Here is a 25,689-nt window from a genome sequence, read left to right as displayed (position 1 = left end):
CGGACTCGCCCCGGGCTCGGGCGCGTGGCCTTCCCCACCCCCGGCCCCTGTGCCGCACCGGCAAGCGGGCCACCCAGTACCGTGGGCCGCGTGCCCCGGTCCGTCGTCTCCAGCCGCCCCCGTCTGCTCCGTGCCGCGATCGCGTGTGCCGTTCTGCTGGGGCTCGCCGCGTACGTAGCGGTACATCTGCTGACCGCCGGCGTCGGGCCGCCGCGCTGCGTGGCGCGGGCCGAGGGCGGCGATGTACCGCTCGACCCCGAACAGGCCGTGAACGCCGCGACGATCGAGGCCGTGGCCGCCTCCCGCGGGCTGCCGGAACGAGCCGTCACCATCGCGCTCGCCACCGCGCTCCAGGAGTCGGGGCTGCGCAACATCACCCACGGCGACCGGGATTCGCTCGGCCTGTTCCAGCAACGCCCCTCCCAGGGCTGGGGAACGGCCCGGCAGATCCAGGACCCGGTGTACGCGGCCGGACGGTTCTACGACCACCTGGTGAAGGTGCCCGGCTACTCGCGGCTGCCGCTCACGGTGGCCGCGCAGCGGGTGCAGTACAGCGGTTTCCCGCAGGCGTACGCGAAGCACGAGACGGAGGCCGTGGTGCTGACCGCGACCCTCACCGGGCGTTCGGCGGCCGCCTTCAGCTGTCCGGGCCCGCCGGACGACGGGAAGACGGGCGATCCGGCGCGCCTCCAGGCGGCGCTGAAGCGGGAGTTCGGCGCGGACGGCCGGTCGCGGCTGGGCGTGGCGGGCCAGGGCGGCGGCAGCCACGCCGGGACCTCCCGGGAGGTGCTGGTCCCGGTGGCGGACGCCTCGGCCCGGGGCGGCAGGACGGAACGCGGCTGGGAGCTGGCCTATTGGGCGGTGGCTCACTCGGACGAGTTGCGCATCGAACGGGTCTCTTACGGCAAGCACATATGGACCGCCCGGAATTCAGGGGACGGCTGGAGCACGTCCGACAAGAGTTCCGGGCCGGATATACGACTCTCCCTCACGCGTTAACGGGATAGATCGCCGCAGCTCAGCGCCGCTGGCGGGGCATTAACAGGGCGTCGAACAGCCACTGTGGACGCATGTTTTGCGCGTAAACGGATAATGCGACGCATTATCAATTCTTTACCTAGCCGCACCGCAACCTTCACGCGGCTCACGCGATATTCACTGCGTCCGATGGCTGGACACTTCACGCCATATGTCCCCCCGTCAAAGGAGAACCATGTCCCTCCCTCTCACGCGTCGGATCGCTCGGGCCGCGCTGCTGGTCGCGGCGAGCGCGACTCCCGTGGTCGGTGCCGCCGACGCCGCGAGTGCGGCGGATACGGCGCTGCCGCAGACCCCCAAGCTGGGCGGGCTGAGCGCGCTGGACCCCTCCTCCGTCGGTGAGCTGGCCGACGTCGCCTCGCAGCAGGCCGGGCGGACCGTCAAGGAGATTCTCCCGGCCAAGGCCGCCCCGGCGCAGACCGCCCCGGAGAAGTCCGCGGCCGCCCAGCCCGCCACGGCGGAGAAGGCGGAGAAGCCCGCCCCGGCCAAGGGCACCCAGGCCAAGGCCAAGGCCCACGCCGCCAAGGACGGCATGGGCAAGGGGAAGGGCAAGGGCGGCGCCCACGCCAGGGGCAAGGGCGGCGCCCACGCCAGGGGCAAGGGCGGGCTGCACGCCAAGGGCAAGCACAAGGCGGCGGGCATGAGCAAGGGCCTGGCCAAGGGCAAGGGTCTGCACGCCGCCAAGCGCCCCGCCCCCGCCCCGGCGCCCGTCCCGGCACCGGTTCCGGCTCCGCTGCCCGCTCCGGCGGCCGTCCCGGCGCCTCAGCAGGCCGCGCCCGTCGCCCCTCAGGCGGCCGACGAGCTGCCGGTCAAGGGCCTCCCGATCAAGGGCCTGCCGCTGCTGGGCTGATCTGCCGCCGCTGGACCGAAAGACCAGGCGCCCCTGCCGCTACGGCCGCGGGGGCGCCCCGGTTCGTCGTCGTTCGTGGTCAGGAAGATCCGGCGCCCGGAAGGTTCGTCGTCCGGAAGGTCCGTCGTCAGCCAGCCAGGCGGCGGACCGCCGCCGCCACGCGCTCGTCCGTCGCGGTGAACGCCACACGGACGTGTTCCCCGCCCGCCGGGCCGTAGAACTCGCCGGGCGCCACCAGGATGCCCAGCTCGGCCAGCGCGCCGACGGTGTCCCAGCAGGGCTCGTCGCGGGTGGCCCACAGGTACAGCGACGCCTCGCTGTGCTCGATGCGGAAGCCGTACCCCTCCAGCGCGCCGCGCAGCGCGGCCCGCCGCGCCTCGTAGCGCTCGCGCTGCTCCGCGACGTGCTTGTCGTCGCCGAGCGCGGCCACCGTGGCGGCCTGCACCGGCGCGGGCACCATCATCCCGCCATGCTTGCGGATCTTCAGCAGCTCGCCGAGCACGCTCTCGTCACCGGCGAGGAACGCCGCGCGGTAGCCCGCCAGGTTGGACCGCTTGGACAGCGAGTGGACCGCGACCAGCCCGTCGAAGCGGCCGCCGGAGATCTCCGGGTGCAGAACGGACACCGGGTCCGCCTCCCAGCCCAGCTCCAGGTAGCACTCGTCGCTGACGAGGAGCACCCCGTGGGTCCGGGCCCACTCGACCGCGGCCCGCAGCTCGTCCCGGGACAGCACCCGGCCGGTGGGGTTGGACGGCGAGTTCAGCCACAGCAGCTTCAGCCCCGCCGGGTCCAGGTCCGCGAAGGTGTCGTACGGCACCGGCTCGGCGCCCGCGAGCCGCGCGCCCACCTCGTACGTCGGGTAGGCGAGCCGCGGGAAGGCGACCTTGTCGCCGGGGCCGAGGCCCAGCTGCGTGGGCAGCGAGGCCACCAGCTCCTTCGAGCCGACCACCGGCAGCACCTGGGTGTGGGCGACCCGCTCCGCGCCCAGCCGCCGCTCCACCCAGCCGGTCAGCGCGTCCCGCAGCGCGGGGGTGCCCCAGACGGTCGGATAGCCGGGGCTGTCCGCCGCACCGGCCAGCGCGGCGCGGATCAGCTCGGGGACCGGGTCGACGGGGGTGCCCACCGAGAGGTCGACGATGCCGTCCGGATGGGCGGCGGCGGTCGCCTTGTACGGTTCGAGCCGGTCCCAGGGGAAGACCGGGAGGCGGGCGGAGACGGGTGGCACGGGGTGGCTCGCTTTCTTCGAAACAGCCCGGGGCGTCAGGGGTGTCCGGCACCACGTCCGGCACCCGCCGCGCCCCGGGAATCCCGGTGGATGCCCGGGAACAGCCCGGTCCCGCAGGCCACATGCCATACGGGACCGAAGGCCGCGCCGGGTCTCAAATCCGGGGCAGGGTCACTCGTCGTGCTCCTGCGGCGGAAGCGCGGCGATGAACGGGTGGTCGCGCTCGATCAGGCCGAGCTTGCTCGCACCGCCGGGCGAACCGAGCTCGTCGAAGAACTCGACGTTCGCCTTGTAGTAGTCCTTCCACTCTTCCGGAGTGTCGTCCTCGTAGAAGATCGCCTCAACCGGGCAGACCGGCTCACAGGCCCCGCAGTCGACGCATTCGTCCGGGTGGATGTACAAGGACCGCTGGCCCTCGTAGATACAGTCGACGGGGCACTCCTCGATGCACGCCTTGTCCTTCAGGTCGACACAAGGCTGCGCGATGACGTAGGTCACGCTGTCGTTCCTCCTCTTAGGGCTGTAATCGCGCGGGAGCGCGGCGTCGTCGATGCCCGCATCTAGTATCTCCGTTCCTGGGCACCAGACGCACATGAGGGGTTGGCAGAGCTGTGGATTTCACCACCGGCGGACGGCTAGAGGCCCGAATCACCCCCGGTGACGTGCGCAAACGGGTGTCTGTGAGGCTGCTGACGGGCGACCTCGACGGCCCTGAGAGGTACACCGATGTGGTCGGGGTTCTCACATCGTGGACCGGTGGTGTGCTGCACATCACCCGCCGGACTGGTGAGTCCCTCAGAATCCAGGAGTCCTCGCTGGTCGCGGGCAAGGTGGTGCCCGCCGCACCGGCCCGTCGCCGGGGCCCGGCGGCGAACGCGCGCGAGCTGGACCGGGTCGCCGCCCGCGGCTGGCCGCCGATGACGAGCGAGCGGCTGGGCGAGTGGGAGCTGCGCGCGTCCGGCGGGTTCACCCGCCGCGCCAACTCCGTCCTGCCGCTCGGCGACCCCGGCTGCCCGCTGGACGAGGCGCTGCGCCGGGTGACCGACTGGTACGCCGAGCGCGGGCTGCCCGCGTACGTCCAGGTCAGCACGGGTGCCGAGTCCACCCAGGAGGTGCTGGCCGCGGAGCTGGAGGCGCGCGGCTGGACCCAGGAGGTCTCCGCGCAGGTGCGCATCGCGGCGCTGGCCCCGATCGCCGACCAGGACGCCGACGTCTCGGCCGTGACGGTCTCCCGGCAGATCGACGACGACTGGCTGGCCCGCTACCAGCGCTCCTCCCGGCCCACCCCCGAGGCGCTGTCGGTGCTCTCCGGCGGCCCGTCGGTGTGGTTCGCGACGATACGCGGGGAGGCGGCAGAGGCCCCGGCCGCGATCGGCCGCTGTGTGGTGGACGGCCGCTGGGCCGGGTTCGCGGCGGTGGAGACCGCGCCGGAGCGGCGCCGGGAGGGCCTGGCCCGGGCCGTGATGACCGCGCTGGCCCGCACGGCGCTGGACGACGGCGCCTCGGCCGCGTACCTCCAGGTCGAGACGGACAACGGCGGCGCCCACGCCCTCTACGACGGCATGGGCTTCACCCTCCACCACACCTACCACCACTGGCGCGCCCCCGGCACCGATAGCGCATGAACGAGCGCATGAACGAGACACCCCGCCGCAGATTCGCCGACGCGGCCCGCGAGGAGCGCCCCGACCTGGCCCTGCTGTGCCTGCTGATGGGCCTGGAGGCCGGCGACGGGCTGGACGAGAGCGGGATCGACGAGGCACAGATCGAACTCGACCGGCTGGCCGGTGAGGTTTCCTTCGCCCCCGGCACGCCCGCCGCCTGGGCCGACGCGCTCGCCCGGGTCCTCGGCGAGCGGTACGGCTTCCGGGGCGCCGCGGCCGACTACCGACGGCTGGAGTCCTCGCTGCTCCACCAGGTGCTGCGGCGCCGCCGCGGGCTGCCGATCCTGCTGTCGCTGGTGTGGATGGAGGTCGCGCGGCGCGCGGGCGCGCCGGTGTACGGGGTCGCGCTGCCGGGCCACTTCGTGGTCGGCTTCGGCGATCCGTACGGGGAGCATGTGCTGGCCGACCCGTTCGACGGCGGCCGGAGGCTGTCCGGCCAGGACGCGGCGCTGCTGGTGTCGGGGGCCACCGGCGCGCCGCCGGAACCGTCGGTGCTGGGCCCGGCCGATCCGCTGGACATGATGCTGCGCATCCTCAACAACGTCCGCGCCTGGGCCGCCGCCCGCCCCGAACGCACCGGTGTCCAGCTGTGGGCGGTCGAGCTGTCGCTGCTGCTGCCCAGCCACCCCGCCCGGCTGCGCTACGAGCGGGCGCAGCTGCTGGTCGAACGCGGCGACTTCCTCACCGGGGCGCGGGAGCTGGAGGAGTACGCGGAGGTGGTGGCCGTGATGGAGCCGGAGGCGGCGGAGGCGGTACGGCGCCAGGCGAACGCGGCCCGCGCCCGGCTCAACTGAAGCCTGTCCCCCTCATAGCCAGCCCTTGTCGCGGGCGATGCGGACCGCCTCGGCCCGGTTGCGGGCGGCGGTCTTCTGGATGGCCGTGGAGAGGTAGTTGCGGACCGTGCCCTGCGACAGGTTCAGCGCCCGGGCCAGTTCGGCGTTGGTCGACCCGTCCGCCGAGGCGCCCAGCACCTCGCGCTCCCGCGCGGTCAGCGGGCTGGCCCCGTCCACCAGCGCCGCCGCGGCCAGGGTCGGATCGATGACCCGTTCGCCGCACAGCACCCGCCGTATCGCGTCCGCGAGCTGGGCGGCGGGGGCGTCCTTGACCAGGAAGGCGTCGGCGCCGGACTCCATCGCCCGGCGCAGATAGCCGGGGCGGCCGAAGGTCGTCAGAATCACGATCCGCACCCCGGGCGCGGCCCGGTGCAGCGCCGCGGCGGCCTCGATGCCGCTCGCGCCCGGCATCTCGATGTCCAGCAGCGCGACGTCGGGCCCGTGGGCCAGTGCCGCGTCCACCACCTCGTCGCCGCGGGCCACCTGGGCGACGACCTCGATCTCATCCTCCAGCCCGAGCAGCGCGGCGAGCGCCTCCCGCACCATGGACTGGTCCTCGGCGAGCAGTACCCGGATCATCCGGGCAGCGTATCGGGCGGTGGCCGGTCAGGGGCCGGGGGCGGGTTCGGTGGGGAGGGGGGCAGGGGTGGCGCCGCGGGAGAGGGGGGCCAGGGCGCGGAGGGTGAAGCCGCCGTGGGCGCCCGGGCCGGTCTCCAGGCGGCCGTCGGCCAGCTGGAGCCGTTCGGCCAGGCCGGTCAGCCCGTTGCCGTGCGCGCCGGTCGTGCCGCGGCCGTCGTCGGTGACGGTCAGGCACAGCTCGTCGTCCTCCTCGGAGAGGGTGACGGCGCAGCGGCGCGCCCCGCTGTGCCGGACCACGTTGGTGACCGCCTCGCGCAGCGCCCAGGCCAGCGCGCCCTCCTGGTCGGGCGGGAGGTCCGGGTGGTGGGCCCCGGCCCGGTGCAGGTCGGCGGTGATGCCCGCGGCGGCGAGCGCGGTGCGGGCCCCGGCCAGCTCGGCCTCCAGGGTGGGGCGGCGGAAGCCGCTCACCGCCTCCCGCACGTCGACCAGGGCCTGGCGGCTGACCCGTTCGATGTCGGCGACCTGCTGCGCGGCCTGTTCGGGCTTGCCGGGCAGCATCCGTCCCGCCAGTTCGCTCTTGAGCGTGATCAGCGAGAGCGAGTGGCCGAGCAGGTCGTGCAGGTCGCGGGCGAGCCGCAGCCGCTCCTCGTTGGCGGCGAGCTGGGCGACGGTGGCGCGGGCTTCGCGCAGCGCCCGGGTCGTACGGACCATCTGCCGCACCGCGCTCATCGCGAAGCCGCCGAGCAGGGACGGGACGACGAGGGCGGACATCAGGTCGTGCGAGCCGCGGACCAGCAGCCCGGCGCCCACCATGGCGACGGTGTTCAGCGGGATCGCCCACCGGGCGAGCCGGGTCGGCAGGACCGCGCCGAAGGCGACGGAGACATAGACGGCGAGCACCAGCCAGGGCTCGCCCAGGGTGACCGTGAGGACGGCGGCGAGCACGCAGATCGTGCCCAGCGCCCGGTGGACGGCGGTCCGGGCCAGGTTCCGGCCGGTGTGCCGGAAGACCAGCACCAGATAGATGCCGACGAAGACCAGCAGGCCGAGCGCGCCGAACACGGTGGCGAGGGTGGTGTGGTGGCCGTCCGCGAGGTCGCTCAGCGGCGCGCCCATGTAGGCCATCCAGATCCCGATCCACAACAGCTTGATCAGGGCCTGCCGCCGGTTGTCGGGGCTCTGGCCGATGGCCGGAGCGTCCGTATCGTCCTCGTAGGCTTCGTAGGCGTCGCGCCACCAGGTCGGCCGGTTCATGCCGTACGGGTGTCCTTGCGGTACAGCCACGCCGCGGCGCCCGCGAACAGGACCAGATAGGCGGCGAGCAGGGCCACGTCCTTGAGGTGCGGGGCGTTGCCCAGCTCGATCGCCTGGCCGAGCGCGGCGTAGGCGTGGGTGGGCAGCCAGTCGCCGACGTTCTGAAGCCACCGCGGGTAGGTGGTGGTGGGCATCCACAGGCCGCCGAGGATCGACAGACCGAAGTAGATGATCATCGTCAGGGGGCGGACCGCGTCGCCGGAGGCCAGGTAGCCGATGGCCACGCCCAGGGCGGCGAAGACCAGCGAGCCCGCCCAGATCGCACCGGTCAGCGCGATCCACTCCCAGGCGGCGCCCAGCCGTACGCCCTTGGCGGCGGCGGCCACGATGAAGACGACCACGATGGAGGGCAGGGTGGCGACCGCGGCCGAGGCGATCTTGGCCATCACATAGCCGCGTCCGGGCAGCGAGGTCAGCCGCAGCTGACGCACCCAGCCGCCCTCGCGCTCCTTGGCGATCCGCTCGCTGTTGCCCATGAGGACGGCGGTCAGCGCGCCGAAGGAGGCCATCGCGACCATGTAGTAGAGCGGCATCGACAGCCGGGTGCCGGGGACGAGGTCGGTCTTCCCCGAGCTGCCCGCGATCATCAGAAAGAGTGCGGACGGGTAGATGACCGTGAAGAACATGAACTTCCGGTTGCGCAGGGCGCGGAGGATCTCCAGCTTGATCAGGGTCGTCATCGTCCCGCCTCCTCAGGCGTCGTGGCGGCGTCGGTGATGGCGAGGAAGGCCTGCTCCAGGCCGAGTCCGGCGACCTCCAGGCCGCGCGGGTAGAGCCCGAGCCCGTAGACCGCGTGCACGGTCGCGTCGGCGTCGGTGGACCGCATCCGTACGGTACGCCCCGATACGTCGAGGCCGGTCAGGGCGGGGAGGGCGCGCAGCGCCGCCTCGTCGGGCGGGCCGTCCAGGGTGAAGGAGATCCGCCGGGCCCCGGCCATCGCCTTGATCTCGGCGGACGAGCCGTCCGCCAGCACCCGGCCGCGGTGCAGCACGATCACCCGGTCGGCGATCTCGTCGGCCTCTTCGAGGTAGTGGGTGGCGAACAGGATGGTGCGGCCCTGCCGGGCCTGCTCGCGCATCGTGCCCCAGAAGGTCTGCCGGGACGCGACGTCCATCCCGGTCGTCGGCTCGTCCAGCACGATCAGGTCGGAGGCGCCCGCGGTGGCGAACGCGAAGCGCACCCGCTGCTCCTGGCCGCCGGAGAGCTTGTTCACCTTGCGGCCCGCGATGTCGGTGATGCCCGCCCGCTCCAGGACCTCGTCGACCGGGTGGCCGTGGGGGTGCAGATCGCAGGCGAGCCGGACCAGTTCGCGGACGGTGACCCCCTCCATGAGACAGCCGGTCACGCCGCTCTGCAGCATCGCGCCGACGTGCCCGCGGGCGATGGCCTGCTGCGGAGTGGTGCCGAAGACCTCGACGCGGCCGCTGTCGGGGGTGCGCAGGCCGAGCAGCAGATCGAGGGTGGAGGACTTGCCCGCGCCGTTGGGGCCCAGCAGGGCGATGGTCTCGCCGGGGTGGAGGTGGAGTTCGAGATCGGCCACGGCGCGGACGGTGCCGTAGCTCTTGTTGACGCCGGTGAAGCTGACCACCGGCGGGGCGGGCGCGGTGCGGGCCCGGTCGCCGGTGGCGGAGGGTGCGGTGGTCGCTGTCATGGCCCAAGCTTCGCCGAGCGGGACCGGGCGGCGGCAGTGTCTGTGGTCGTGACCTGGAGATGACAGATGTCATGGGTAAAGGTCACGGCCCCCGCCCGGGGATGCCGGACGGGGGCCGTGCGGGGCCGGTGGACGCCCCTAGTTGGGCGAGGTGGCGATGGTCTGGGTCCGGTCGGCGGTCGACTTGCCCAGCAGCGCGGTCCGCATGGCGATGGCCACTTCCTGCGGGGTGACGGCCTTCTTGGAGCCGTCGGCGCGCTCGATCAGCACTCCGTCGAAGGTCTGGCCGTACAGCCTCTTGATCGCGGCCAGGTCGAAGTGCGGCTGGAGCTTGCCGTCGATCGGCCGCATGGAGAGGATCTGCGGCAGCGAGCGGTCCGGGCCGAACTGGATGGAGTGGGCGTCATCCGTCTTGATCGTGATCAGGCCGGACATCGCGGGCTGGGCGAAGGACTTCATCTTCGCGTCCACCTCGGCCTTGCTGACCGTCGGCCGCTTGGCGACGACCGGCAGGTCGACCGGCTTGTCCTTGCCGGTCTCGGCCCGCTCGCGGTAGGCCTTGGAGACGGAGGCGACCGCCTTGTCGATGTCCAGGCCCTGGCCCTCCTTGCCGTAGAGGGGGACGGCCTTGCCCGGCTTGAACGCGATCGTGCCCTCGCGCGCCGTGCCCGAGTTGCCCGCGAGCCGCCCGAGGGCGTCCCGGAGCTTCTCCTCGTCGACCGTCACGCTGGGCTCGGCCTCGTGGGTACCGCCGAAGAGCGAGCCGATGACCGTCACCGGGTTGTAGTCGCGGCCGGCGACGTTCCGCACAGTGGCCTCGGTGTCCAGGGCCAGGCCCGCGACGGACGGCTTGATCTCCTTCTGCTCGCCGTCGACGGTCACCTTCAGCGGGGCACCGGTGCGGCCGCCGAGCGCGGTGTCCAGCTTGTCGGTGGCCACCTGTTTGGAGGAGCCGCCGATGTCGACGCCGAGGACGGTGGTGCCGTTGGGCACGTCCGCGTGGTTCATCACCAGGCCCGCGGCGTACGCGACACCGGCCGCGACGACCACCAGGGCCCCGAGCATGACCAGCTTGGAGCGGCCCTTCTTCTTCGGCTTGCCCGCCTTGCCCGCCTTGGGTGCCGGACTGCTCGGCGGGGCGCTGTCCCCGGTGGGCGGGGCGGGCGGGCCGGACGCGGTGTCGGCCGACGGGACCACGGGCACCCCGCTGACCAGGGTGTCGCTGGAGACCTGATCCGGCCCGCCGGGGGAGGTGAACTCGGGGTCACGGAAGAGCGACGGCGAGTGGCCGGTGTCGGGGCCGCCGAGCGGACCGGCCGGGCCGGGCTGCACGGTCGGGCTCGCCCCCGTCGTGGCGCCCAGGCTGCCGGTCAGCGGCGAGCCGCCGGGCGGGGTCGGGGGCTGCCCGACCGCGCCGTTCAGCGGGCCGACGCCCGAGCTGTCGGCCAGGCCCGGCGCGCCGGGGCCGGGGCCGGGCGGGGCCAGCAGGTCCTCGTCCCGCGCCGGGGCGCCGGGCATCCGCATCTCGCCGGTGACCGGGCCGGTCGTCGGGCCGCTGGGCTCCGGCGCCCCGGGGTAGCCGCCGGTGCCGGGGGTGTCCGTGAAGTACGGCAGATCGGCCTGCGTTCCGCCGCCCAGGGGAGGCACGGGGAACTGCTGGGTGGTCTCCGGCGCCGGGGGCAGCGGAGTGCTCTGGGTGGTCGAGGAGCCCTTGGGGCGGCGGGGCGGGGCGAACCAGTCGCTGGTCTTGTCGCCGTCGCCCTTGCCGCCCTTTTCGCGGCCCTCGCGGCCCTCACGGTCCTTGGCGCCGTCCGCCCGCCCCTCGGCGGCCGCCGCGCCCAGTTCCGGGGCGCGGATGGCTTCGGGCCGGAGTGCGCCGCCGGTGCTCTCGGCGCCGTCCCCGTCGTCCTCACCGGAGCGGGGGGCGGGCACGCCGTCCCCTTCGACGGTCTTGCGCATGACGAGCGGCGGAATGGGCCGCGAACCCGGGATGTTGATCCGGATGCGGGTCGTCAGAGTGGTTTCGGTCTTCGCGTCCTCAGGCTTGGCCGCGGTATCCGCCTCACCATCACCGACGCCGCCCTGAAGGGCCTCCGGCGACGGGGACAGACGCGATCCGTACGGCGGGGTGCCCGACGGATAGGCGGCACCGCCGCCACCTCCCCGGGCCCCGGAGGACGAACTGTCAGATTCACGGCTCAAAGCAGGTTCTCCCAGTTAGCTCCGCCGCCCGTCAGACCTCGCGCGGGCGGCTCGGCGGCGCGCACCACCATACTGGGCGCCGCGGTCGCGTACTTGGCGGCCGTCCAATGGCCGCGCCTTGTGCGTTGCTCGTGCGTCGGCGTGCGTCGGCGGAGGAGCGTCCGAGGTCCCGGGACATCGCGCCGGGTCCCGGGGACGTCACGCCGTAAACGTCACGTCACTTACCAAGTCGGGCCGCCAGCGCGCCCGGATGCGACACCACCGGCAGGGTGGCACACATCACACCGAGGAACATGCCGCCCAGCAGGAATACGTACGAACCGAAGCCCGCACCGAAGAGGAAGTCCCCTTCCGGACGGGCGCTGGTGAGCAGCAGGACCACGAGCGTCCACGCCCCGGCGGGCACGCCACCGCCCAGCCGCCGGTCGGTCGCCTTGACGCCGCCGTAGCACACGGCCGCGACGCCGAGCAGCGCGAGCAGCAACCCGCCGGGGAACCAGAGCCCTTGGACCACCGCGCCCGCGACGGCCACCAGGGCCCCGAGGACGGCCAGCAGCGCGTATCCCGCGAGACGGGCGGCCGTCATGCCGTCACCCCCGCGAACAGGTCGTCCTCGCGCCCCGCGCCCGGCTCGCCCTTGACGAGCCGGTAGTGCTCGCGGACGAACAGCGGCTGGCCCAGGTCGTTGGAGAGCGCGAAGAAGGGTCCGTCGACCGCGATCTGGGTGGCGTGGGCGCGCATCGCGGCGGTCTTCGCGGCGGCGTACGCGGTGCCGTCGATCACCGCCGAGATCTCCGCGTCGTCCACCACGCCCGGTACGTCGTCGGCGGTGGCGATGCCGGGGAAGGGCGTCTCCTTGCCCGCCGCCCGCAGTCGCGCGAAGCCCTCCTCGACGGCCGCGCGCGGCACGCAGTTCCAGTAGACCCTGTCGACCTCGTGGGGATCGCCCAGGTCAGGGCGGTAGACCGGCCCCGCGGCCAGCTCCACCGCGCGCGTGGCGACGCGGTGTGCCTGGATGTGGTCGGGGTGTCCGTAGCCCCCGTTCGCGTCGTACGCGACCAGGACCTGCGGCCGGATCTCGCGGATCACGGCCACCAGGTGGGAGGCGGCCTCGTCGAGGTCGGCCTGCCAGAAGCTGTCGGGGCGGTCGTTCTGCGGGGCGCCCATCATGCCCGAGTCGCGGTATCTGCCCGGACCGCCCAGGAAACGGTGGTCCTGGACGCCCAACACCTCCATGGCCGCGGCGAGTTCACCGATCCGGTGGGTGCCGAGGGTGTTATCGCGATCGGCGGCGAGGTGGCCCAGGGATGCCGGAATGACCTCGCCTTCTTCACCGAGGGTGCAGGTCACCAGGGTGACGTGGGCACCCTCGGCCGCGTACTTGGCCATGGTCGCGCCGTTGTTGATCGACTCGTCATCCGGATGCGCGTGCACCAGGAGGAGACGACGGGCGGGAAGAACGGTCATGACCACAGCCTACGATTCGCCCACCGGTGCCCGCGGATCGCGGGCCCGGGCCCCCGTGAATCGTCGCCTGCGCGCCGTCAGCGGCTCAGAGCTTCACGTCGCCGATCATGTTCGCCACGTTGGTGGTGAGGTCGTCGATCGTCGGTGCCACCGACGAGCTGGCCAGGTAGAAACCGAGCAGCACACAGATGAGCGCGTGCGCGGTTTTCAGCCCAGCCTTGTTGACCAGCATGAATACGATGATCAGAAGCAGCACGGACAACGAAATCGAGAGCGCCACAGCGACTCACCTCCAGGAACACGCGCTCGGACAGACAACATATTGATGCCACACGGGGCCTACCCACTATGCGCAATCGATCATAACTATCGGCGCGTGCGCACGAGTCGGTGCACGGGAGCATGACAGGGGCGCATGCCTGATCGCACGAACTGGCGCTTGGCCAGGGCGACTTCTCGCTGGTTATCCGCCATCCGGACGCCCACGAAGCTGGCTTGTTCTCGCCGCAGGACGGCCGGACTGTGCCCCTGGCAAGTGATCCGCACGGCGGCTCGCGGGACGGCCGGTAAGGCCCCGAGGCGTGTACCGGCCAGTACGCCCCTCGCGATCTTCAGGACCCGTACGCTCGCCCCATGACCGGACAGCTCTCCTTCCCACGGCAGCACGCCCGCACCCAGCGCTTCACGCTCGGAGCACCGCGGGCCTTCACCGTGGCCCCCGACGACTCCCGCGTGGTCTTCCTGCGGTCCCGCGGCGGCACCGACCGGGCGGGGCTGCTGTGGGTGTACGACGTCGCCGGGCGGCGGGAGTACCCGGCCGCCGATCCGGTGGCCCTGCTCGGCGGCGCGGACGAGAAGCTGTCCGCCGAGGAGCGGGCGCGCCGCGAGCGCAGCCGCGAGGGCTCGGCCGGAGTGGTCGGCTACGCGGTGGACCGGGCCGTGGAGACGGCGGCCTTCGCCCTCTCCGGGCGGCTGTTCGTCTCCGATCTGATCCGCGGCGAGGCCCGCGAACTGCGGGTGCCCGGTCCCGTCGTGGACCCGCGCCCCTCCCCCGACGGCCGCCGGGTCGCCTACGTGGCGGACGGCGCGCTGCGCGTCACGGACACCGGCGCCGGCACCGGCACCGACGGTGAGAGCGGCGAGAGCGGCCAGGGAGACGGCGACGGCGACCGGGCGCTCGCCGAACCGGAGGCCGACACCGTCACCTACGGTCTCGCGGAGTTCATCGCGGCCGAGGAGATGGACCGCACCCGCGGCTTCTGGTGGTCCCCGGACAGCGACGCCCTGCTGGTCGCCCGCGCCGACGACGCCCCCGTACGCCGCTGGTGGATCGCCGACCCCGCCCACCCCGGCCAGGCGCCCGCCGAGGTCGCCTACCCGGCCGCGGGCACCGCCGACGCCGAGGTGCGGCTCGTCCTGCTGGGCCTGGACGGCTCCCGTACGGAGATCGAGTGGGACCGGCAGCGCTACCCCTACCTCGCCCGGGTGCACTGGTCGGCCTACGGCCCGCCGCTGCTCCTCGTCCAGGCCCGGGACCAGCGCGGCCAGCGCTATCTGGCCGTGGACACCAAAACCGGACGGACCAGCACCGTGCACGCCGACGAGGACCCGGTATGGCTGGATCTCTTCCCCGGTGTGCCCGCCTGGACCCCCGACGGGCGGCTCGTCCGGATCGCGGACGAGGGCGGCGCCCGGGCCCTGATGGTCGGCGACCGCAAGCTCACCTCCGGCGCCCTCCAGGTGCGCGCGGTCCTCTCCGTCGGCGAGGACGACGTGCTGTTCTCCGCCTCCCCGGGCGCCGGGGCCGCGCTGCCCGACCGGCCCGGCGAGATCGACGTCCACCGCGCCTGGTTCCGCGGCAGCGGCGACCAGGGCGGCTGGGAACCGGTCGGCAAGCGCCCCTTCCCCGCCGTGCACTCCGCCATGCGCGGCGACCGGCTCATCACGCTCACCTACGCCGGGACGGACCGGCCCGGCGCCCGGGCGGAGCTGCTGCGGGCCGCCGACCACGGGACCGCGGAGACGGTCGCCCAGATCGCCTCGTATGCCGAGACCCCCGTCATCACCGCACGCCCGCAGCTCACCTTCGCGGGCAAGAACGACATCCCCTGCGCGGTGCTCCTGCCGACCGGGTACAGCGAGGGCGACGGGCCGCTGCCGGTGCTGATGGACCCGTACGGCGGACCGCACGGCCAGCGCGTGGTCGCCGCCCACAACGCGTACGTCACCTCGCAGTGGTTCGCCGACCAGGGCTTCGCGGTGATCGTCGCCGACGGGCGCGGCACCCCCGGCCGCTCCCCCGCCTGGGAGAAGGCCGTCCGCGACGACCTCGCGGCCGTCACCCTGGAGGACCAGGTCGAGGCGCTCACCGCGCTCGCCGGGAGCTACCCGCTGGACCTCGGCCGGGTCGCCATCCGCGGCTGGTCCTACGGCGGCTACCTCGCCGGGCTCGCCGCGCTGCGCCGCCCCGACGTCTTCCACGCGGCGGTGGTGGGCGCGCCGGTCACCGACTGGCGGCTGTACGACACCCACTACACCGAGCGCTACCTGGGCCACCCCGAGGAGCAGCCCGCGGTGTACGCGGCGAACTCGCTGGTGACGGACGAGGGGCTGTCCGGCGCGGCGGAGGGCCCGGCCTGCCCGATGATGATCATCCACGGGCTGGCGGACGACAACGTGGTCGTCGCCCACTCGCTGCGGCTGTCCTCGGCACTCCTGGCCGCGGGCCACCCGCATGAGGTGCTGCCGCTCTCCGGGGTGACGCATATGACCCCGCAGGAGCAGGTGGCCGAGAACCTGCTCCTGCTCCAGGTCGACTTCCTGAAGCGGTCGCTCGGGACGGGCTGACTCACCAGCCCGGCGGCGGTCACCAGCCCGGCGGCGGGGACGGCGGAGGCGGCGGAACCGTGGGCGGGGCGGTCGGCGGGGGCGGGGCGTAGCCCGGCGGAGCGGCGGGCGGCGGGACGTATCCGGCGCCCGCCCCGCTGTAACCGCTGTACCCGTCGTACGCCCCCGTGCCGTACGTCCCCGTCGCGTACGGCGGGGCCGGGGCGTCCGTCTCGCCGCGCCGGGCCAGCGCGAGCAGCGCCACCAGACCCACGGCCAGCTCGAAGAACGCGGTCAGCACCGACAGCACCCCGACGGTCGGCAGATCGTCGAGGTGCTCGACGTACTTCAGCTTGCTGTAGAGCGAGATCTCGCTCACCCCGGCCGCCAGCACCAGCACCGCCGCCACCATCCCCAGCGGCCGCGCCAGCGGCGCCCGCCCCAGCGCGGCCGCGGCGGCCACCAGGCAGAGCGCGACGAGGGCCCAGGCCTCCCACGCGGCGGGCGGCGAAAGCAGCGTCACCAGGGTGTGCTTGCCGGTCAGCTGGTACTTGTAGATGTCCCAGTCCGCCTTCTGCGCCCAGTAGATCTGCCAGGCGCCGACGACGGCCCCCGCCGCCCCCAGCAGCAGCGCCCCCGTCACCGCGGCCCCCGGCCCGGGCCGCCCGGGCGGGGCGTCGGCGGGCAGGGCGCCCGGCGCGGCGGGATGTCCGTCGGCGGGCCGCCGGGCCACGGCGACGGTGGCCAGCAGCAGCGCCCCGAGCACCACCCCGGCCCAGGCGCTCAGCGTGGCCCGCGTCTTGAGGTCGTCGGGGATGCCCTGCATCCAGTCCGCGTTCAGGTTCCACAGGCTGGGCAGCCGCAGCACCAGGGTCACGGCCGCGACCGTACCGAGCGCCCCCGCGGCGGCCGGTGAGCGCAGCGCGGCGATCCCGGCGACGACGCAGAGGGCGAGCAGGACCAGATCGAACAGGGAGGAGCCGAAGAGACTCCCCGAGGCCCGGAACGGCATTCCGGACCATGTCCACCACAGATGGCTCGCCTCATCCGCCTTGCCCAGGTCCCGGACGATCCATGCCAGCGAGATCATTCCGAGCACCGCGCAGACGAGTGCGCCGAAAACGCGTGCTCCGCGTGTAAGTATCCGTCCCTGCCCCATAGCCGTAGGTTTCCCCCACCGCACACCCCGGGCAATCGTCGCGGCGCGAAGAAACCCAAAGAAGTACGAAGAAGTGCGCGGATCGTGACCAACCGGATGCCGTTCGAACAGTAACGATCACTGTCAAGCACGTCATGACCTCGATCTGCCAAATGTTCGCTCAAGACTCCGAGGCCGGGCGCATCCGCTCCCGCCCGCCCCCTTGACCCGGCTGTGAATCCGTTGCGAAAGTCCGCTCAACCCGCCACGACGCGGGTAGATACACCGAGTTGACGGTTTGTGCGACGCGGCGGATCACCATGGGGGGCGTACGCGATGACGAGTCCATCCCAGCTCACCGTGGCCGGGAAGACCGCCCCGGCCGCGGAGGGCGGAGCAGCCGGACCGGGCGGACAGCCCGCCGGCTTATCGCCCCGTCAGCTGATGTGGCGGCGCTTCAAGCGCGACCGTACGGGCGTGATCTCCGCCTGGATCGTGCTGTTCTTCTTCGCCGTCGCCGTGCTGGCCCCGGTCATCTCCTCCCTCTACGGCAAGGACCCGTACACGACGTACGGCCTCGACCGGCCCGAGCTGCTGGACCCGCTCACCGGCTATCCGATGAAGCCCAACGGCGGCATCGACGGCGAGTTCTGGTTCGGCATCGAGCCCAAGCTCGGCCGGGACGTGCTGACGCAGCTGGTGTTCGGCATCCGTACCTCGCTGCTGATCGGGCTGGCCGCGACGGTGCTGTCCACGCTCACCGGCATCGTCATCGGCGTCGTCGCGGGCTATCTGGGCGGGCGCACCGACTACTTCCTGGGGCGGCTGATCGATCTGCTGCTGTCCTTCCCGCAGCAGCTGTTCTTCGTCGCGTTCATGCCGGTGATCACCGCGCTGTTCGTCAGCCCGCAGAAGGAGACGCCCACCTACTTCCGGGTGACGGCCCTGGTCACGGTGTTGTGGCTGCTGGGCTGGATGCAGCTGGCCCGGCTGCTGCGCGGTCAGGTGCTGTCGCTGCGGGAGCGCGAGTTCGTCGAGGCCGCGAAGGTGACGGGCGCCTCGCCGTGGCGGATCGTCCGCAAGGAGCTGCTGCCCAATCTGGGCACGCCGATCCTGGTGCAGTCCACCCTGATGCTGCCGGGCTTCGTGACGACGGAGGCGGCCCTGTCGTTCCTCGGTGTCGGGGTGGTCGAGCCGACCCCCGACTGGGGGCGGATGTTCGCCAAGGGCGCCAACTTCTACGAGGGCGACATCACCTACATGTTCTTCCCCGGCATCGCCATGGTGATCTTCGTCGTCGCCTTCAACCTGCTCGGGGACTCGGTCCGGGACGCCATGGACCCGAAGACCACGCGTTGACCCGCACCAGCACCACACGGCAGACGCAGACAACGGCAAGTGTTCCGTCCGACGAGGTCCAGCGAGGCAGGTGCATTCACCACCATGACGTTGAACAGCAGGCGCAGAGCACATAAGTACGCCGTCGCCCTGGCCGCGGGAGCGCTGGCGCTCTCGGCGTGCAGCAGCGGGGGCGGCTCGGCCCCCGATGACTCCAAGGAGCCGAAGATGAAGGCCCAGGGGATCACCCTGGGCAGCGCCGCCGACTCCACCGGGCCCGCCAAGGACCTGCCGGGCGCCCAGAAGGGCGGCACGGTGTCGGTGCTCCAGCGCGACGCGTTCGAGCACCTCGATCCTGGCCAGATCTATGTCAGCGATGAGCTGATCATGCAGACCCTCTACAACCGGACGCTGACGAACTACCGGATCGACGACAAGACCGGGAAGGTCAAGCTGGTCGGCGACCTTGCCACCGACACCGGCAAGTCCTCCGACGGCGGCCGGACATGGACGTACACGCTCAAGGACGGGCTGAAGTTCGAGGACGGCTCGCCGATCACCTCCAAGGACGTCCGGCACGCCGTCGAGCGGCTCTACGCCCCATTCGAGACCAACGGCCCGACGTATCTGCAGCAGTGGCTCTCGGGCGAGGGCCAGAAGTACCGCAAGGCGCTGCCGGACGGCCCGTACAAGGGCGAGCACCTGCCGAAGTCGGTGCTGGACACGCCGGACGCGAAGACCGTCGTCTTCCACTTCGACCAGCCCCGGGCCGAGGTGCCGTTCGCGGTGGCCATGCCCAACATCGGCGCGGTGCCGCCGGGCAAGGACACCAAGGAGAAGTACGACAAGGCGCCGGTGGCCAGCGGCCCGTACAAGATCAAGAACTTCAAGTCGGGCAAGGGCATCCAGTTCGTCAAGAACGATCAGTGGGACCCCAAGACCGATCCGATACGCCATCAGTACGTGAACACCTTCGATGTCTCCTTCGGCCATCAGTGGGTGGACTCCACCCGCCGTCTCGTGGCCGACAAGGGCACCGACAAGAACGGCATGACCTGGACCAACGCCGTCGATCCCTCGCAGATCTCGGCGGTCCTCAAGAACAAGGACGCGATGGCCCGGTCGATGACCGAGACCCAGCCCTATGTGGACGTTGTCTCGATCAATACGGACCGGGTCAAGAACAAGAAGGTGCGCGAGGCGATCGCCTGGGCCTTCCCCAGCGGTCAGTATCTCCAGCAGTTCGGCGGCCCCAAGGGCGGTGAGATCGCGGGCGGTCTGGTCGGCCCGACGCTCAAGGGCTACGACCCGTCCTTCGACCCGTATCAGAAGAAGAAATACCCCGGCGGCAACGCCAAGAAGGCCAAGGAGCTGCTGAAGGAAGCGGGCGAGGAGAACTACGAGCTGGTCTACGCCTACGGCAACGGCGACACCCACCAGGACGCCTCGGTCGTCGTCCAGCAGGCCCTGCAGCGGGCCGGGTTCAAGGTCCAGAAGAAGGAGATCGACCAGACCACCTACTACTCCCAGATCGGGAAGGTGGACAACAAGTACGACCTCTACCGGTCCTCCTGGTCCGCCGACTGGCCCTCCGCGTCGACCGTCGTTCCTCCGGTGTACGGCGGAAAGAACGTCTACGACGACTCGGCGAACTACAGCCATCTGAAGGTCCCGGCGGTCGACAAGGAGATCGACCGCATCGGCAAGGCCGGCGACCTCGACCGGGCCACCACGGAATGGATGAAGCTCGGCGAGAAGGTCCTCACCGACCAGGTGCCCGCGGTCCCGACCTTCTACAACCGGCTGTTCACCCTCTGGGGCTCCGGCATCGACGGGGTGAAGTGGAACCCGATCTACGGGGCCGTGGACCCGACCGCCGTCTTCGTCAAGTAGCCACCGGAACCCGGCCGCGCCGCACCGTACCGCCCGTACCGCGTGCGTCACGCCCACCCCGTACGCGTACGTCACCGCCCGCGGCGCGGCCGCCCCGCACCTACCGGAAGATCTCCGACGCCATGTTGAGATTCCTCGCCCGCCGGTCCCTCGGCGCGATCGTGATCCTCCTGCTGATCAGCGCGATCACCTTCTTCCTCTTCTTCGCCCTGCCCGCCGAGCCCGCCCGGCTCGCCTGCGGCAAGAGCTGCGACCCCGCCTCGCTCGCGATCATCAACAAGAACCTCGGCCTGGACCAGCCGGTCCCGGTGCAGTACGCGAAGTTCATGATCGGGATCTTCGTCGGGCGGGACTTCGCGGTCGGGCACTGCGACGCCCCCTGCTTCGGCTACTCCTTCGTCAGCCAGGAGCAGGTGTGGGGCACCATCGTCGACCGCTTCCCCACCACCCTCTCGCTCGCCCTGGGCGGCGCCGCGGTGTTCCTGGTCTGCGGGATCGGCATCGGGATGGTCGCGGCCTGGCGGCGCGGCACCTGGATCGACAAGGCCGTCAGCTCGCTGTCGCTGCTGGGCGCGTCCTTGCAGATCTACTTCGTCGGCGTGCTCTGCCTGGCCTGGTTCGTCAGCGGCCTGGGGATCATGGAACAGCCCGCCTACCACCCCTTCACCGACAATCCGGCGAAGTGGTTCAGCGGGATGCTGCTGCCCTGGCTGGTGCTGTCGCTGATCTTCATGGCCAACTACAGCCGGATGACCCGCTCCCAGATGGTCGAGCAGCTCCAGGAGGACCACGTCCGAACGGCCAGGGCCAAGGGGCTGTCCAGCCGGACGGTCTTCTTCCGCTACGCCTGGCGCGGTGCCATCGCCCCCATCGTCACCATCTTCGGCATCGACCTCGGCTCCCTCTTCGGCGGGGCGATGGTCACCGAGTACACCTTCACCCTGCACGGCATCGGGCGGCTCGCCGTGGAATCCGTCCAGCTGACCGATCTGCCGATGCTGATGGGCGTGATGCTGGTCAGCGCCGCGGCCATCGTCGTCTTCAACATCCTGGTCGACGCCGCCTACGCCGTCATCGATCCGCGCGTACGCCTCGCCTAGAAGGACGCCGAAGTGACCACCGAATCCTTCCTGTCCGTGACCGACCTGCACGTCCGCTTCGCCACCGAGGACGGCACCGTCAAGGCCGTGGACGGCCTCTCCTTCGACCTCGAACGCGGCCGGACGCTCGGCATCGTCGGCGAATCCGGCTCCGGCAAGTCCGTCACCAACCTCACCGTGCTCGGCCTCCACGACCCGCGCACCACCACGGTCACGGGCGAGATCCGCCTCGACGGGCAGGAGCTGACCGGCGCGCCCGAACGCGCCCTGGAGAAGCTGCGCGGCAACACGATGGCGATGATCTTCCAGGACCCGCTGACCGCCCTCTCCCCCTACTACACGGTCGGCCGCCAGATCGCCGAGCCGTACCGCAAGCACACCGGTGCCTCCCAGCGGGACGCCCGGCTGCGCGCCATCGAGATGCTGGAGAAGGTCGGCATCCCCAACCCACGGCTGCGGGTGGACGACTATCCGCACCAGTTCTCCGGCGGGATGCGGCAGCGCGCCATGATCGCCATGGCGCTGGTCTGCGACCCCGATCTGCTGATCGCCGACGAGCCGACCACCGCCCTCGACGTCACCGTCCAGGCGCAGATCCTGGACCTCCTCAAGGAGCTCCAGCAGGAGTTCGGCTCCGCGATCATCCTCATCACCCACGATCTGGGCGTGGTCGCCAACACCGCCGACGACCTGCTGGTGATGTACGCGGGCCGGGCGGTCGAGCGCGGCACGGTCCGCGAGGTGCTGCGGGCGCCCCAGCACCCGTACACCTGGGGGCTGCTGAGCTCCATGCCCCGGCTGTCCTCCTCCGTCGACGAACCCCTCAGCCCGATCCCCGGCACCCCGCCGAGCCTCCTCGCGCCACCGCCCGGCTGCCCCTTCCACCCCCGCTGCGGGTACGTATCGCAGGTGGACGGCGAACAGTGCCGGGAGACGCGGCCCGCACTCCCCGACGGCCGGGGCGCCGCCTGCCATCTGGGCGCCGAGCGCAAGCAGACCCTCTTCACCGAGCAGATCAAGCCCCGGCTGGGCTAAGGAGCCGTACACATGAGCATCGTGTCGAGCACCCCGGGGGAGCCGGAACCCCTCCTGGTCGCCGAGAACCTGACCAAGCACTTCCCGATCATGGGCGGCTTCCCCTTCCGCCGGAAAGTGGGCGCCGTCCAGGCCGTCGACGGCATCGACCTGACCGTGCACGCGGGCGAGAGTTTCGGCCTGGTCGGCGAGTCCGGCTGCGGCAAGTCCACCACCGGACGGCTGCTCACCCGGCTGCTGGAGCCGAGCGCCGGGCGGATCGCCTACCAGGGGCGGGACATCACCCACGCGGGCCGCAAACAGCTCGCCCCGGTCCGCTCCGAGATCCAGATGATCTTCCAGGACCCGTACTCCTCGCTGAACCCCCGGCAGACCGTCGGCACGATCATCTCCGGCCCGATGGAGATCAACGGCATCCGCCCGCCCGGCGGCCGCGAGGCCCGGGTGCGCGAACTGCTGGAGACCGTCGGCCTCAACCCCGAGCACTACAACCGCTTCCCGCACGAGTTCTCCGGCGGCCAGCGCCAGCGCATCGGGGTCGCCCGCGCGCTCGCCCTGGAACCCCGTCTCATCGTCGCCGACGAACCCGTCTCCGCCCTCGACGTCTCCATCCAGGCCCAGGTCGTCAACCTCCTCCAGCGCCTCCAGCGCGAACTGGGCATCGCCTTCCTCTTCATCGCCCACGACCTCGCCGTCGTACGGCACTTCTCGCAGCGCGTCGCGGTCATGTACCTGGGGAAGATCGTCGAGGTCGGCGACCGCGACTCCATCTACCGCCGCCCCCGCCACCCGTACACCCACGCCCTGCTGTCCGCCGTCCCGGACGCGGCCGTGGTGATGGCCGAGGACGACTCGTCCTCCGACGCGGGCCGCGAACGCATCCGCCTCGCCGGAGACGTCCCCTCCCCCATCGCCCCGCCCTCCGGCTGCCGCTTCCGCACCCGCTGCTGGAAGGCCCAGGACCTCTGCGCCCAGCAGGAACCGCCCCTGCTGCGCATCGAGGGCAACCACGAGGGCCACCTGTCCGCCTGTCACTTCCCCGAGGCCCCCACCACCGAGGCCCGCACCGAGGACATCGTCCTCGACCCGGCGCTGTCCTAGCGCCCACCCACGATGGAGTCGCACCAGATCAGCCGGGCCGAGACGTCCTTCTCCCGGCTGAACCACCAGGTCGCCCGCTCGGGCGAGTTGAGGCGCGGCGCGTTCCCTCGACGCTGGTCACGTCCGTATGCCCGTCGGGATGGGTCAGCCCCCACGCCGCGATCTCCCCGTCGCGCTCGCCGGATTCCGTGTCGTACTCCTGGACCACGGCGAACAGCCGGGGTGCGAAGTCGTTGACCATCGCGTGGAGTTCCTGGTCGTAGGAGAAGGACATGCCGAACCTCCGTGTGCCGTTACGCTCACCCTGTGCTGAGAGTTGCGCTACAGACGGTAGGGTCAACTCGTGCGCCGGTGCAACAGTTTCCACGAAAGAGGTAATCGGCCATGTGGACCGTGAAACGGTGGGGCGGCAGAGTCACCACACCCGCGAAGGGAGGACCTCATGCCGCCGAGAAGTAACCCCACGGCACGTCAAGTTCGCCTGGGCTCCGAGCTGCGCAGACTGCGCGAGGCCGCTGGCATGTCCGCGAGCGAGGTCGGCGACTTCCTGGGTGGCGGGCACCCGCAGATCAGCAACCTCGAAGCGGGCCGCTACGGGATCAGCGAGGAGCGCCTGCGCACGCTCGCGGCGCACTACTCCTGCGACGACGCGGCGCTCTTAGACGCCATGTGCGCCATGGCGGTGACGGTACGAGGAAAGAGTGGCTGGTGGGAGGAGTACCGCGGAGTACTGGCCCCCGGGCTCCTCGACCTGGCCGATCTGGAACACCACGCCGCCGCGATGCGCGCGTATCACATCTCCCACATCCCCGGCCTTCTGCAGACCGAGGACCACATGCGCGCGATCTTCGCCTACTCCACGCCTCCCCTGCCGCCGGACACGCTCGAAGTGCGGGTGGAACACAGACGGCGACGGAGTGCGGCCCTCGCCGAAGAGCCCGTCCGGGAGTACGAGGCCATCGTCCATGAGGCGGCGCTGCGTATGCGATTCGGGGGACGGAAGGTGGCCCGGGCCCAACTGCGGCATATCCTGGAGCTGTCGGACCGCTGGAACGTCACTATCCGGGTGGTCCCGTTCGAGGCCGACGGCTTCGCCGGTTCCGGAACGTCGATCACGTACCTGGAGGGGGCGGTACGGCAACTCGACACCGTGCAGCTCGATTCAGAGCACGACAGCATCCTCGTGGATGCCGAAGCGCAGCTCAAGCGATATCGGAAGGTACTCGACCGCATGAGAGACGCATCGCTTGCGGCCGAGGATTCCCGCGACTTCATGCACCGCCTCGTGTGCGAGATCTGAAAGGCAAACCAGTGCCCGCATCACTCACCTGGCAAAAGTCATCGTTCTCGGGGGGAGGAGAGGCGAACGCCTGCGTCGAACTCGCGACGTCCCCGGCCGGAATACACCTCCGCGAGAGCGACGACCCCGGCGAACTCCTCACCACCACCCGAGACCAACTGGGCGCCTTCCTGCGCGCCGCCAAGGCCGGAGAGTTCGACCACCTCGCGCCGTAGCCGCGGGACTTGCTATGACGCCTGGCAGAGGGTGGCGGCACTGGGCCGGGTGGCTGGCGTGGCTGCTGCCCCTGGGGCTGGTCGGCGGCATGGTCGCATGGACAGATGACCTGGCCGGGGCCGCGTTGCGGTACGCGGCCGCCCCCTTGATCGATACGTTTCTACGGCACCCCACGGAGCCGCGCGATTCGCACCCCACGGCCGAGACGAGCCCGAGCGTCGCCGGGCCGCTGGTCACGGTGGACGTCACGCCCCACCTCGACAGCGGTTGCGGTACCGACGGCGGGTGGGCCTTCCCCATTCCGGCGGCCCGGCTGGACGATTACGTACCCGGGGACCGGCCCAACCGGAACGGGGCGACCTGGGACCGGGACCCGTACGCCTTCGGAGGCGCGGCGCCGAATGCTCTCAGGCTCAGCCTCAGAGTGGAGGCGCGGGGCGGCCGCACCATCGTCCTCAAGGACTTCACCGTGCACATCGTCAAACGCGCCAAGCCCATGGCGGGTACGGTGCTCGACCCCGCGACGGCCGACCAGGGGTGCGGCGGAGGCGGCGAATCCGCCACCCCCCGCTGGTACGGGATGAAGGACCTCGACGCCTCCCCGCCCCGCTGGACCAGAACGAGTCCCGGGACCTTCCCGCACAAGGTGCCGACCACCGCTCCCGTCACGCTCGAAATCGACGTATCGACACGGCACTGCGAGTGCACCTGGACCGGCCGACTCGACTGGTCGGACGGCGCCGTCTCCGGCACCACGACGATCACGGACAGGGGGCGCCCCTTCCGTACCACCCCGGCCGACGGCCTGCCCAGCTACAGGTGGGACGGCGAAGCGTGGCGAAAATGACCCGGCCCGCAGGTCACCTCGCCCTCCGCCGCGAACACGGGCCATGGCCAGCTCCTCCAACGGTATCGACGC

General features: G+C 71.7%; 24 protein-coding genes and 1 pseudogene. 13 read left to right on the top strand and 12 right to left on the bottom strand.

Annotated features, from left to right (window positions below; genetic code table 11):
• Positions 1–81 precede the first annotated feature (81 nt).
• Positions 82–999 carry a hypothetical protein gene (locus ABZ370_RS27960; RefSeq protein WP_358626024.1) on the top strand — a complete coding sequence of 306 codons (918 nt, stop codon included), beginning with the start codon at positions 82–84 and terminating at the stop codon, positions 997–999.
• A gap of 214 nt (positions 1,000–1,213) precedes the next feature.
• Positions 1,214–1,402: pseudogene (locus ABZ370_RS27955) on the top strand (ATP-binding protein); the annotation flags it as partial.
• Between the two features lie 613 nt (positions 1,403–2,015).
• Here ABZ370_RS27955 and dapC read toward each other — a convergent pair.
• Positions 2,016–3,113, bottom strand: coding sequence for a succinyldiaminopimelate transaminase (dapC, locus tag ABZ370_RS27950; protein WP_358626022.1), 1,098 nt, complete (start codon positions 3,111–3,113; stop codon positions 2,016–2,018).
• Between the two features lie 171 nt (positions 3,114–3,284).
• Positions 3,285–3,611 (bottom strand): ferredoxin, encoded by a 327-nt coding sequence (fdxA, locus tag ABZ370_RS27945; RefSeq protein ID WP_014054705.1) that lies wholly within the window; start codon positions 3,609–3,611, stop codon positions 3,285–3,287.
• 113 nt (positions 3,612–3,724) lie between these two features.
• On the opposite strand from fdxA, the gene ABZ370_RS27940 reads away from it, so the two are divergent.
• Both ABZ370_RS27940 and ABZ370_RS27935 read left to right on the top strand, forming a co-directional pair.
• Positions 3,725–4,738, top strand: coding sequence for a GNAT family N-acetyltransferase (locus ABZ370_RS27940; RefSeq protein WP_358626019.1), 1,014 nt, complete (start codon positions 3,725–3,727; stop codon positions 4,736–4,738).
• Positions 4,739–4,746: 8 nt separating this feature from the next.
• Entirely contained in the window at positions 4,747–5,571 is an 825-nt protein-coding gene (locus tag ABZ370_RS27935; protein WP_358626017.1) for a transglutaminase-like domain-containing protein, read from the top strand.
• Between the two features lie 12 nt (positions 5,572–5,583).
• Here the strand turns inward: ABZ370_RS27935 and ABZ370_RS27930 are convergent, their stop codons facing one another.
• From ABZ370_RS27930 to ABZ370_RS27895, 8 genes are all read right to left on the bottom strand, one after another.
• Positions 5,584–6,189 (bottom strand): response regulator transcription factor, encoded by a 606-nt coding sequence (locus ABZ370_RS27930; RefSeq protein WP_358626015.1) that lies wholly within the window; start codon positions 6,187–6,189, stop codon positions 5,584–5,586.
• Between the two features lie 27 nt (positions 6,190–6,216).
• On the bottom strand, positions 6,217–7,443 hold the full coding sequence (locus ABZ370_RS27925) for a sensor histidine kinase (protein WP_358626013.1): 1,227 nt from the start codon (positions 7,441–7,443) through the stop codon (positions 6,217–6,219).
• Complete coding sequence (locus ABZ370_RS27920) at positions 7,440–8,183, bottom strand: ABC transporter permease (RefSeq protein WP_358626011.1); 744 nt, start codon at positions 8,181–8,183, stop codon at positions 7,440–7,442. The genes ABZ370_RS27925 and ABZ370_RS27920 overlap by 4 nt, the downstream gene beginning before the upstream one ends.
• Positions 8,180–9,154, bottom strand: a complete 975-nt coding sequence (locus tag ABZ370_RS27915) for an ABC transporter ATP-binding protein (protein ID WP_358626009.1) — start codon at positions 9,152–9,154, stop codon at positions 8,180–8,182. Before ABZ370_RS27915 ends, ABZ370_RS27920 begins: the two co-directional genes overlap by 4 nt.
• Positions 9,155–9,292: 138 nt before the next feature.
• Positions 9,293–11,356: a hypothetical protein gene (locus ABZ370_RS27910; protein WP_358626007.1), complete on the bottom strand. Its 2,064-nt coding sequence runs from the start codon at positions 11,354–11,356 to the stop codon at positions 9,293–9,295.
• A gap of 217 nt (positions 11,357–11,573) precedes the next feature.
• Positions 11,574–11,942, bottom strand: coding sequence for a DUF6113 family protein (locus ABZ370_RS27905; RefSeq protein ID WP_358626005.1), 369 nt, complete (start codon positions 11,940–11,942; stop codon positions 11,574–11,576).
• On the bottom strand, positions 11,939–12,823 hold the full coding sequence (mshB, locus tag ABZ370_RS27900; RefSeq protein ID WP_358626003.1) for an N-acetyl-1-D-myo-inositol-2-amino-2-deoxy-alpha-D-glucopyranoside deacetylase: 885 nt from the start codon (positions 12,821–12,823) through the stop codon (positions 11,939–11,941). The genes ABZ370_RS27905 and mshB overlap by 4 nt, the downstream gene beginning before the upstream one ends.
• Positions 12,824–12,908: 85 nt before the next feature.
• The gene (locus tag ABZ370_RS27895) at positions 12,909–13,103 is read right to left on the bottom strand and encodes a hypothetical protein (RefSeq protein WP_055548098.1); all 195 of its coding nucleotides are present in this window, start codon (positions 13,101–13,103) and stop codon (positions 12,909–12,911) included.
• A gap of 353 nt (positions 13,104–13,456) precedes the next feature.
• Between ABZ370_RS27895 and ABZ370_RS27890 the strand changes: the two genes are divergently transcribed.
• Positions 13,457–15,670, top strand: coding sequence for a prolyl oligopeptidase family serine peptidase (locus ABZ370_RS27890; RefSeq protein WP_358626001.1), 2,214 nt, complete (start codon positions 13,457–13,459; stop codon positions 15,668–15,670).
• 19 nt (positions 15,671–15,689) lie between these two features.
• Here the strand turns inward: ABZ370_RS27890 and ABZ370_RS27885 are convergent, their stop codons facing one another.
• Positions 15,690–16,739, bottom strand: a complete 1,050-nt coding sequence (locus ABZ370_RS27885; protein WP_358625999.1) for a hypothetical protein — start codon at positions 16,737–16,739, stop codon at positions 15,690–15,692.
• A gap of 384 nt (positions 16,740–17,123) precedes the next feature.
• On the opposite strand from ABZ370_RS27885, the gene ABZ370_RS27880 reads away from it, so the two are divergent.
• From ABZ370_RS27880 to ABZ370_RS27860, 5 genes are all read left to right on the top strand, one after another.
• Positions 17,124–18,146, top strand: a complete 1,023-nt coding sequence (locus ABZ370_RS27880; RefSeq protein WP_358625997.1) for an ABC transporter permease — start codon at positions 17,124–17,126, stop codon at positions 18,144–18,146.
• Between the two features lie 84 nt (positions 18,147–18,230).
• Positions 18,231–20,018, top strand: a complete 1,788-nt coding sequence (locus ABZ370_RS27875) for an ABC transporter substrate-binding protein (protein ID WP_358625996.1) — start codon at positions 18,231–18,233, stop codon at positions 20,016–20,018.
• Positions 20,019–20,140: 122 nt separating this feature from the next.
• Complete coding sequence (locus tag ABZ370_RS27870) at positions 20,141–21,118, top strand: ABC transporter permease (protein ID WP_358625994.1); 978 nt, start codon at positions 20,141–20,143, stop codon at positions 21,116–21,118.
• Between the two features lie 12 nt (positions 21,119–21,130).
• Entirely contained in the window at positions 21,131–22,153 is a 1,023-nt protein-coding gene (locus ABZ370_RS27865; protein ID WP_358625992.1) for an ABC transporter ATP-binding protein, read from the top strand.
• A gap of 12 nt (positions 22,154–22,165) precedes the next feature.
• Positions 22,166–23,254, top strand: coding sequence for an oligopeptide/dipeptide ABC transporter ATP-binding protein (locus ABZ370_RS27860; protein ID WP_358625991.1), 1,089 nt, complete (start codon positions 22,166–22,168; stop codon positions 23,252–23,254).
• Between the two features lie 28 nt (positions 23,255–23,282).
• Here ABZ370_RS27860 and ABZ370_RS27855 read toward each other — a convergent pair whose 3' ends face one another.
• Positions 23,283–23,528 (bottom strand): hypothetical protein, encoded by a 246-nt coding sequence (locus ABZ370_RS27855; protein ID WP_358625989.1) that lies wholly within the window; start codon positions 23,526–23,528, stop codon positions 23,283–23,285.
• Between the two features lie 168 nt (positions 23,529–23,696).
• Here ABZ370_RS27855 and ABZ370_RS27850 point away from each other — a divergent pair, with 168 nt between their 5' ends.
• Genes ABZ370_RS27850 through ABZ370_RS27840 form a run of 3 tightly spaced genes read left to right on the top strand, consistent with a single transcriptional unit; the run spans position 23,697 to position 25,617 of the window.
• Entirely contained in the window at positions 23,697–24,554 is an 858-nt protein-coding gene (locus ABZ370_RS27850) for a helix-turn-helix transcriptional regulator (protein ID WP_358625987.1), read from the top strand.
• An 11-nt stretch (positions 24,555–24,565) separates the two neighbouring features.
• Positions 24,566–24,769 (top strand): DUF397 domain-containing protein, encoded by a 204-nt coding sequence (locus ABZ370_RS27845; RefSeq protein ID WP_358625985.1) that lies wholly within the window; start codon positions 24,566–24,568, stop codon positions 24,767–24,769.
• A 14-nt stretch (positions 24,770–24,783) separates the two neighbouring features.
• Positions 24,784–25,617, top strand: coding sequence for a hypothetical protein (locus ABZ370_RS27840; protein WP_358625983.1), 834 nt, complete (start codon positions 24,784–24,786; stop codon positions 25,615–25,617).
• The last annotated feature ends 72 nt before the right edge of the window (positions 25,618–25,689 follow it).

The organism is Streptomyces sp. NPDC005962, assembly GCF_040629205.1.
In the GTDB taxonomy this organism is placed as follows: Bacteria; Actinomycetota; Actinomycetes; order Streptomycetales; family Streptomycetaceae; genus Streptomyces.
This window is presented reverse-complemented; position numbering and strand designations above follow the sequence as displayed.

Bases quoted from the DNA above. Each gene is read 5' to 3' on its own strand.
- ABZ370_RS27935 (WP_358626017.1), top strand. From the start codon at position 4,747: ATGAACGAGACACCCCGCCGCAGATTCGCCGACGCGGCCCGCGAGGAG.
- ABZ370_RS27930 (WP_358626015.1), bottom strand. From the start codon at position 6,189: ATGATCCGGGTACTGCTCGCCGAGGACCAGTCCATGGTGCGGGAGGCG.
- ABZ370_RS27925 (WP_358626013.1), bottom strand. From the start codon at position 7,443: ATGAACCGGCCGACCTGGTGGCGCGACGCCTACGAAGCCTACGAGGAC.
- ABZ370_RS27920 (WP_358626011.1), bottom strand. From the start codon at position 8,183: ATGACGACCCTGATCAAGCTGGAGATCCTCCGCGCCCTGCGCAACCGG.
- ABZ370_RS27915 (WP_358626009.1), bottom strand. From the start codon at position 9,154: ATGACAGCGACCACCGCACCCTCCGCCACCGGCGACCGGGCCCGCACC.
- ABZ370_RS27905 (WP_358626005.1), bottom strand. From the start codon at position 11,942: ATGACGGCCGCCCGTCTCGCGGGATACGCGCTGCTGGCCGTCCTCGGG.
- mshB (WP_358626003.1), bottom strand. From the start codon at position 12,823: ATGACCGTTCTTCCCGCCCGTCGTCTCCTCCTGGTGCACGCGCATCCG.
- ABZ370_RS27890 (WP_358626001.1), top strand. From the start codon at position 13,457: ATGACCGGACAGCTCTCCTTCCCACGGCAGCACGCCCGCACCCAGCGC.
- ABZ370_RS27885 (WP_358625999.1), bottom strand. From the start codon at position 16,739: ATGATCTCGCTGGCATGGATCGTCCGGGACCTGGGCAAGGCGGATGAG.
- ABZ370_RS27880 (WP_358625997.1), top strand. From the start codon at position 17,124: ATGACGAGTCCATCCCAGCTCACCGTGGCCGGGAAGACCGCCCCGGCC.
- ABZ370_RS27875 (WP_358625996.1), top strand. From the start codon at position 18,231: ATGACGTTGAACAGCAGGCGCAGAGCACATAAGTACGCCGTCGCCCTG.
- ABZ370_RS27870 (WP_358625994.1), top strand. From the start codon at position 20,141: ATGTTGAGATTCCTCGCCCGCCGGTCCCTCGGCGCGATCGTGATCCTC.
- ABZ370_RS27860 (WP_358625991.1), top strand. From the start codon at position 22,166: ATGAGCATCGTGTCGAGCACCCCGGGGGAGCCGGAACCCCTCCTGGTC.
- ABZ370_RS27855 (WP_358625989.1), bottom strand. From the start codon at position 23,528: ATGTCCTTCTCCTACGACCAGGAACTCCACGCGATGGTCAACGACTTC.
- ABZ370_RS27850 (WP_358625987.1), top strand. From the start codon at position 23,697: ATGCCGCCGAGAAGTAACCCCACGGCACGTCAAGTTCGCCTGGGCTCC.
- ABZ370_RS27840 (WP_358625983.1), top strand. From the start codon at position 24,784: ATGACGCCTGGCAGAGGGTGGCGGCACTGGGCCGGGTGGCTGGCGTGG.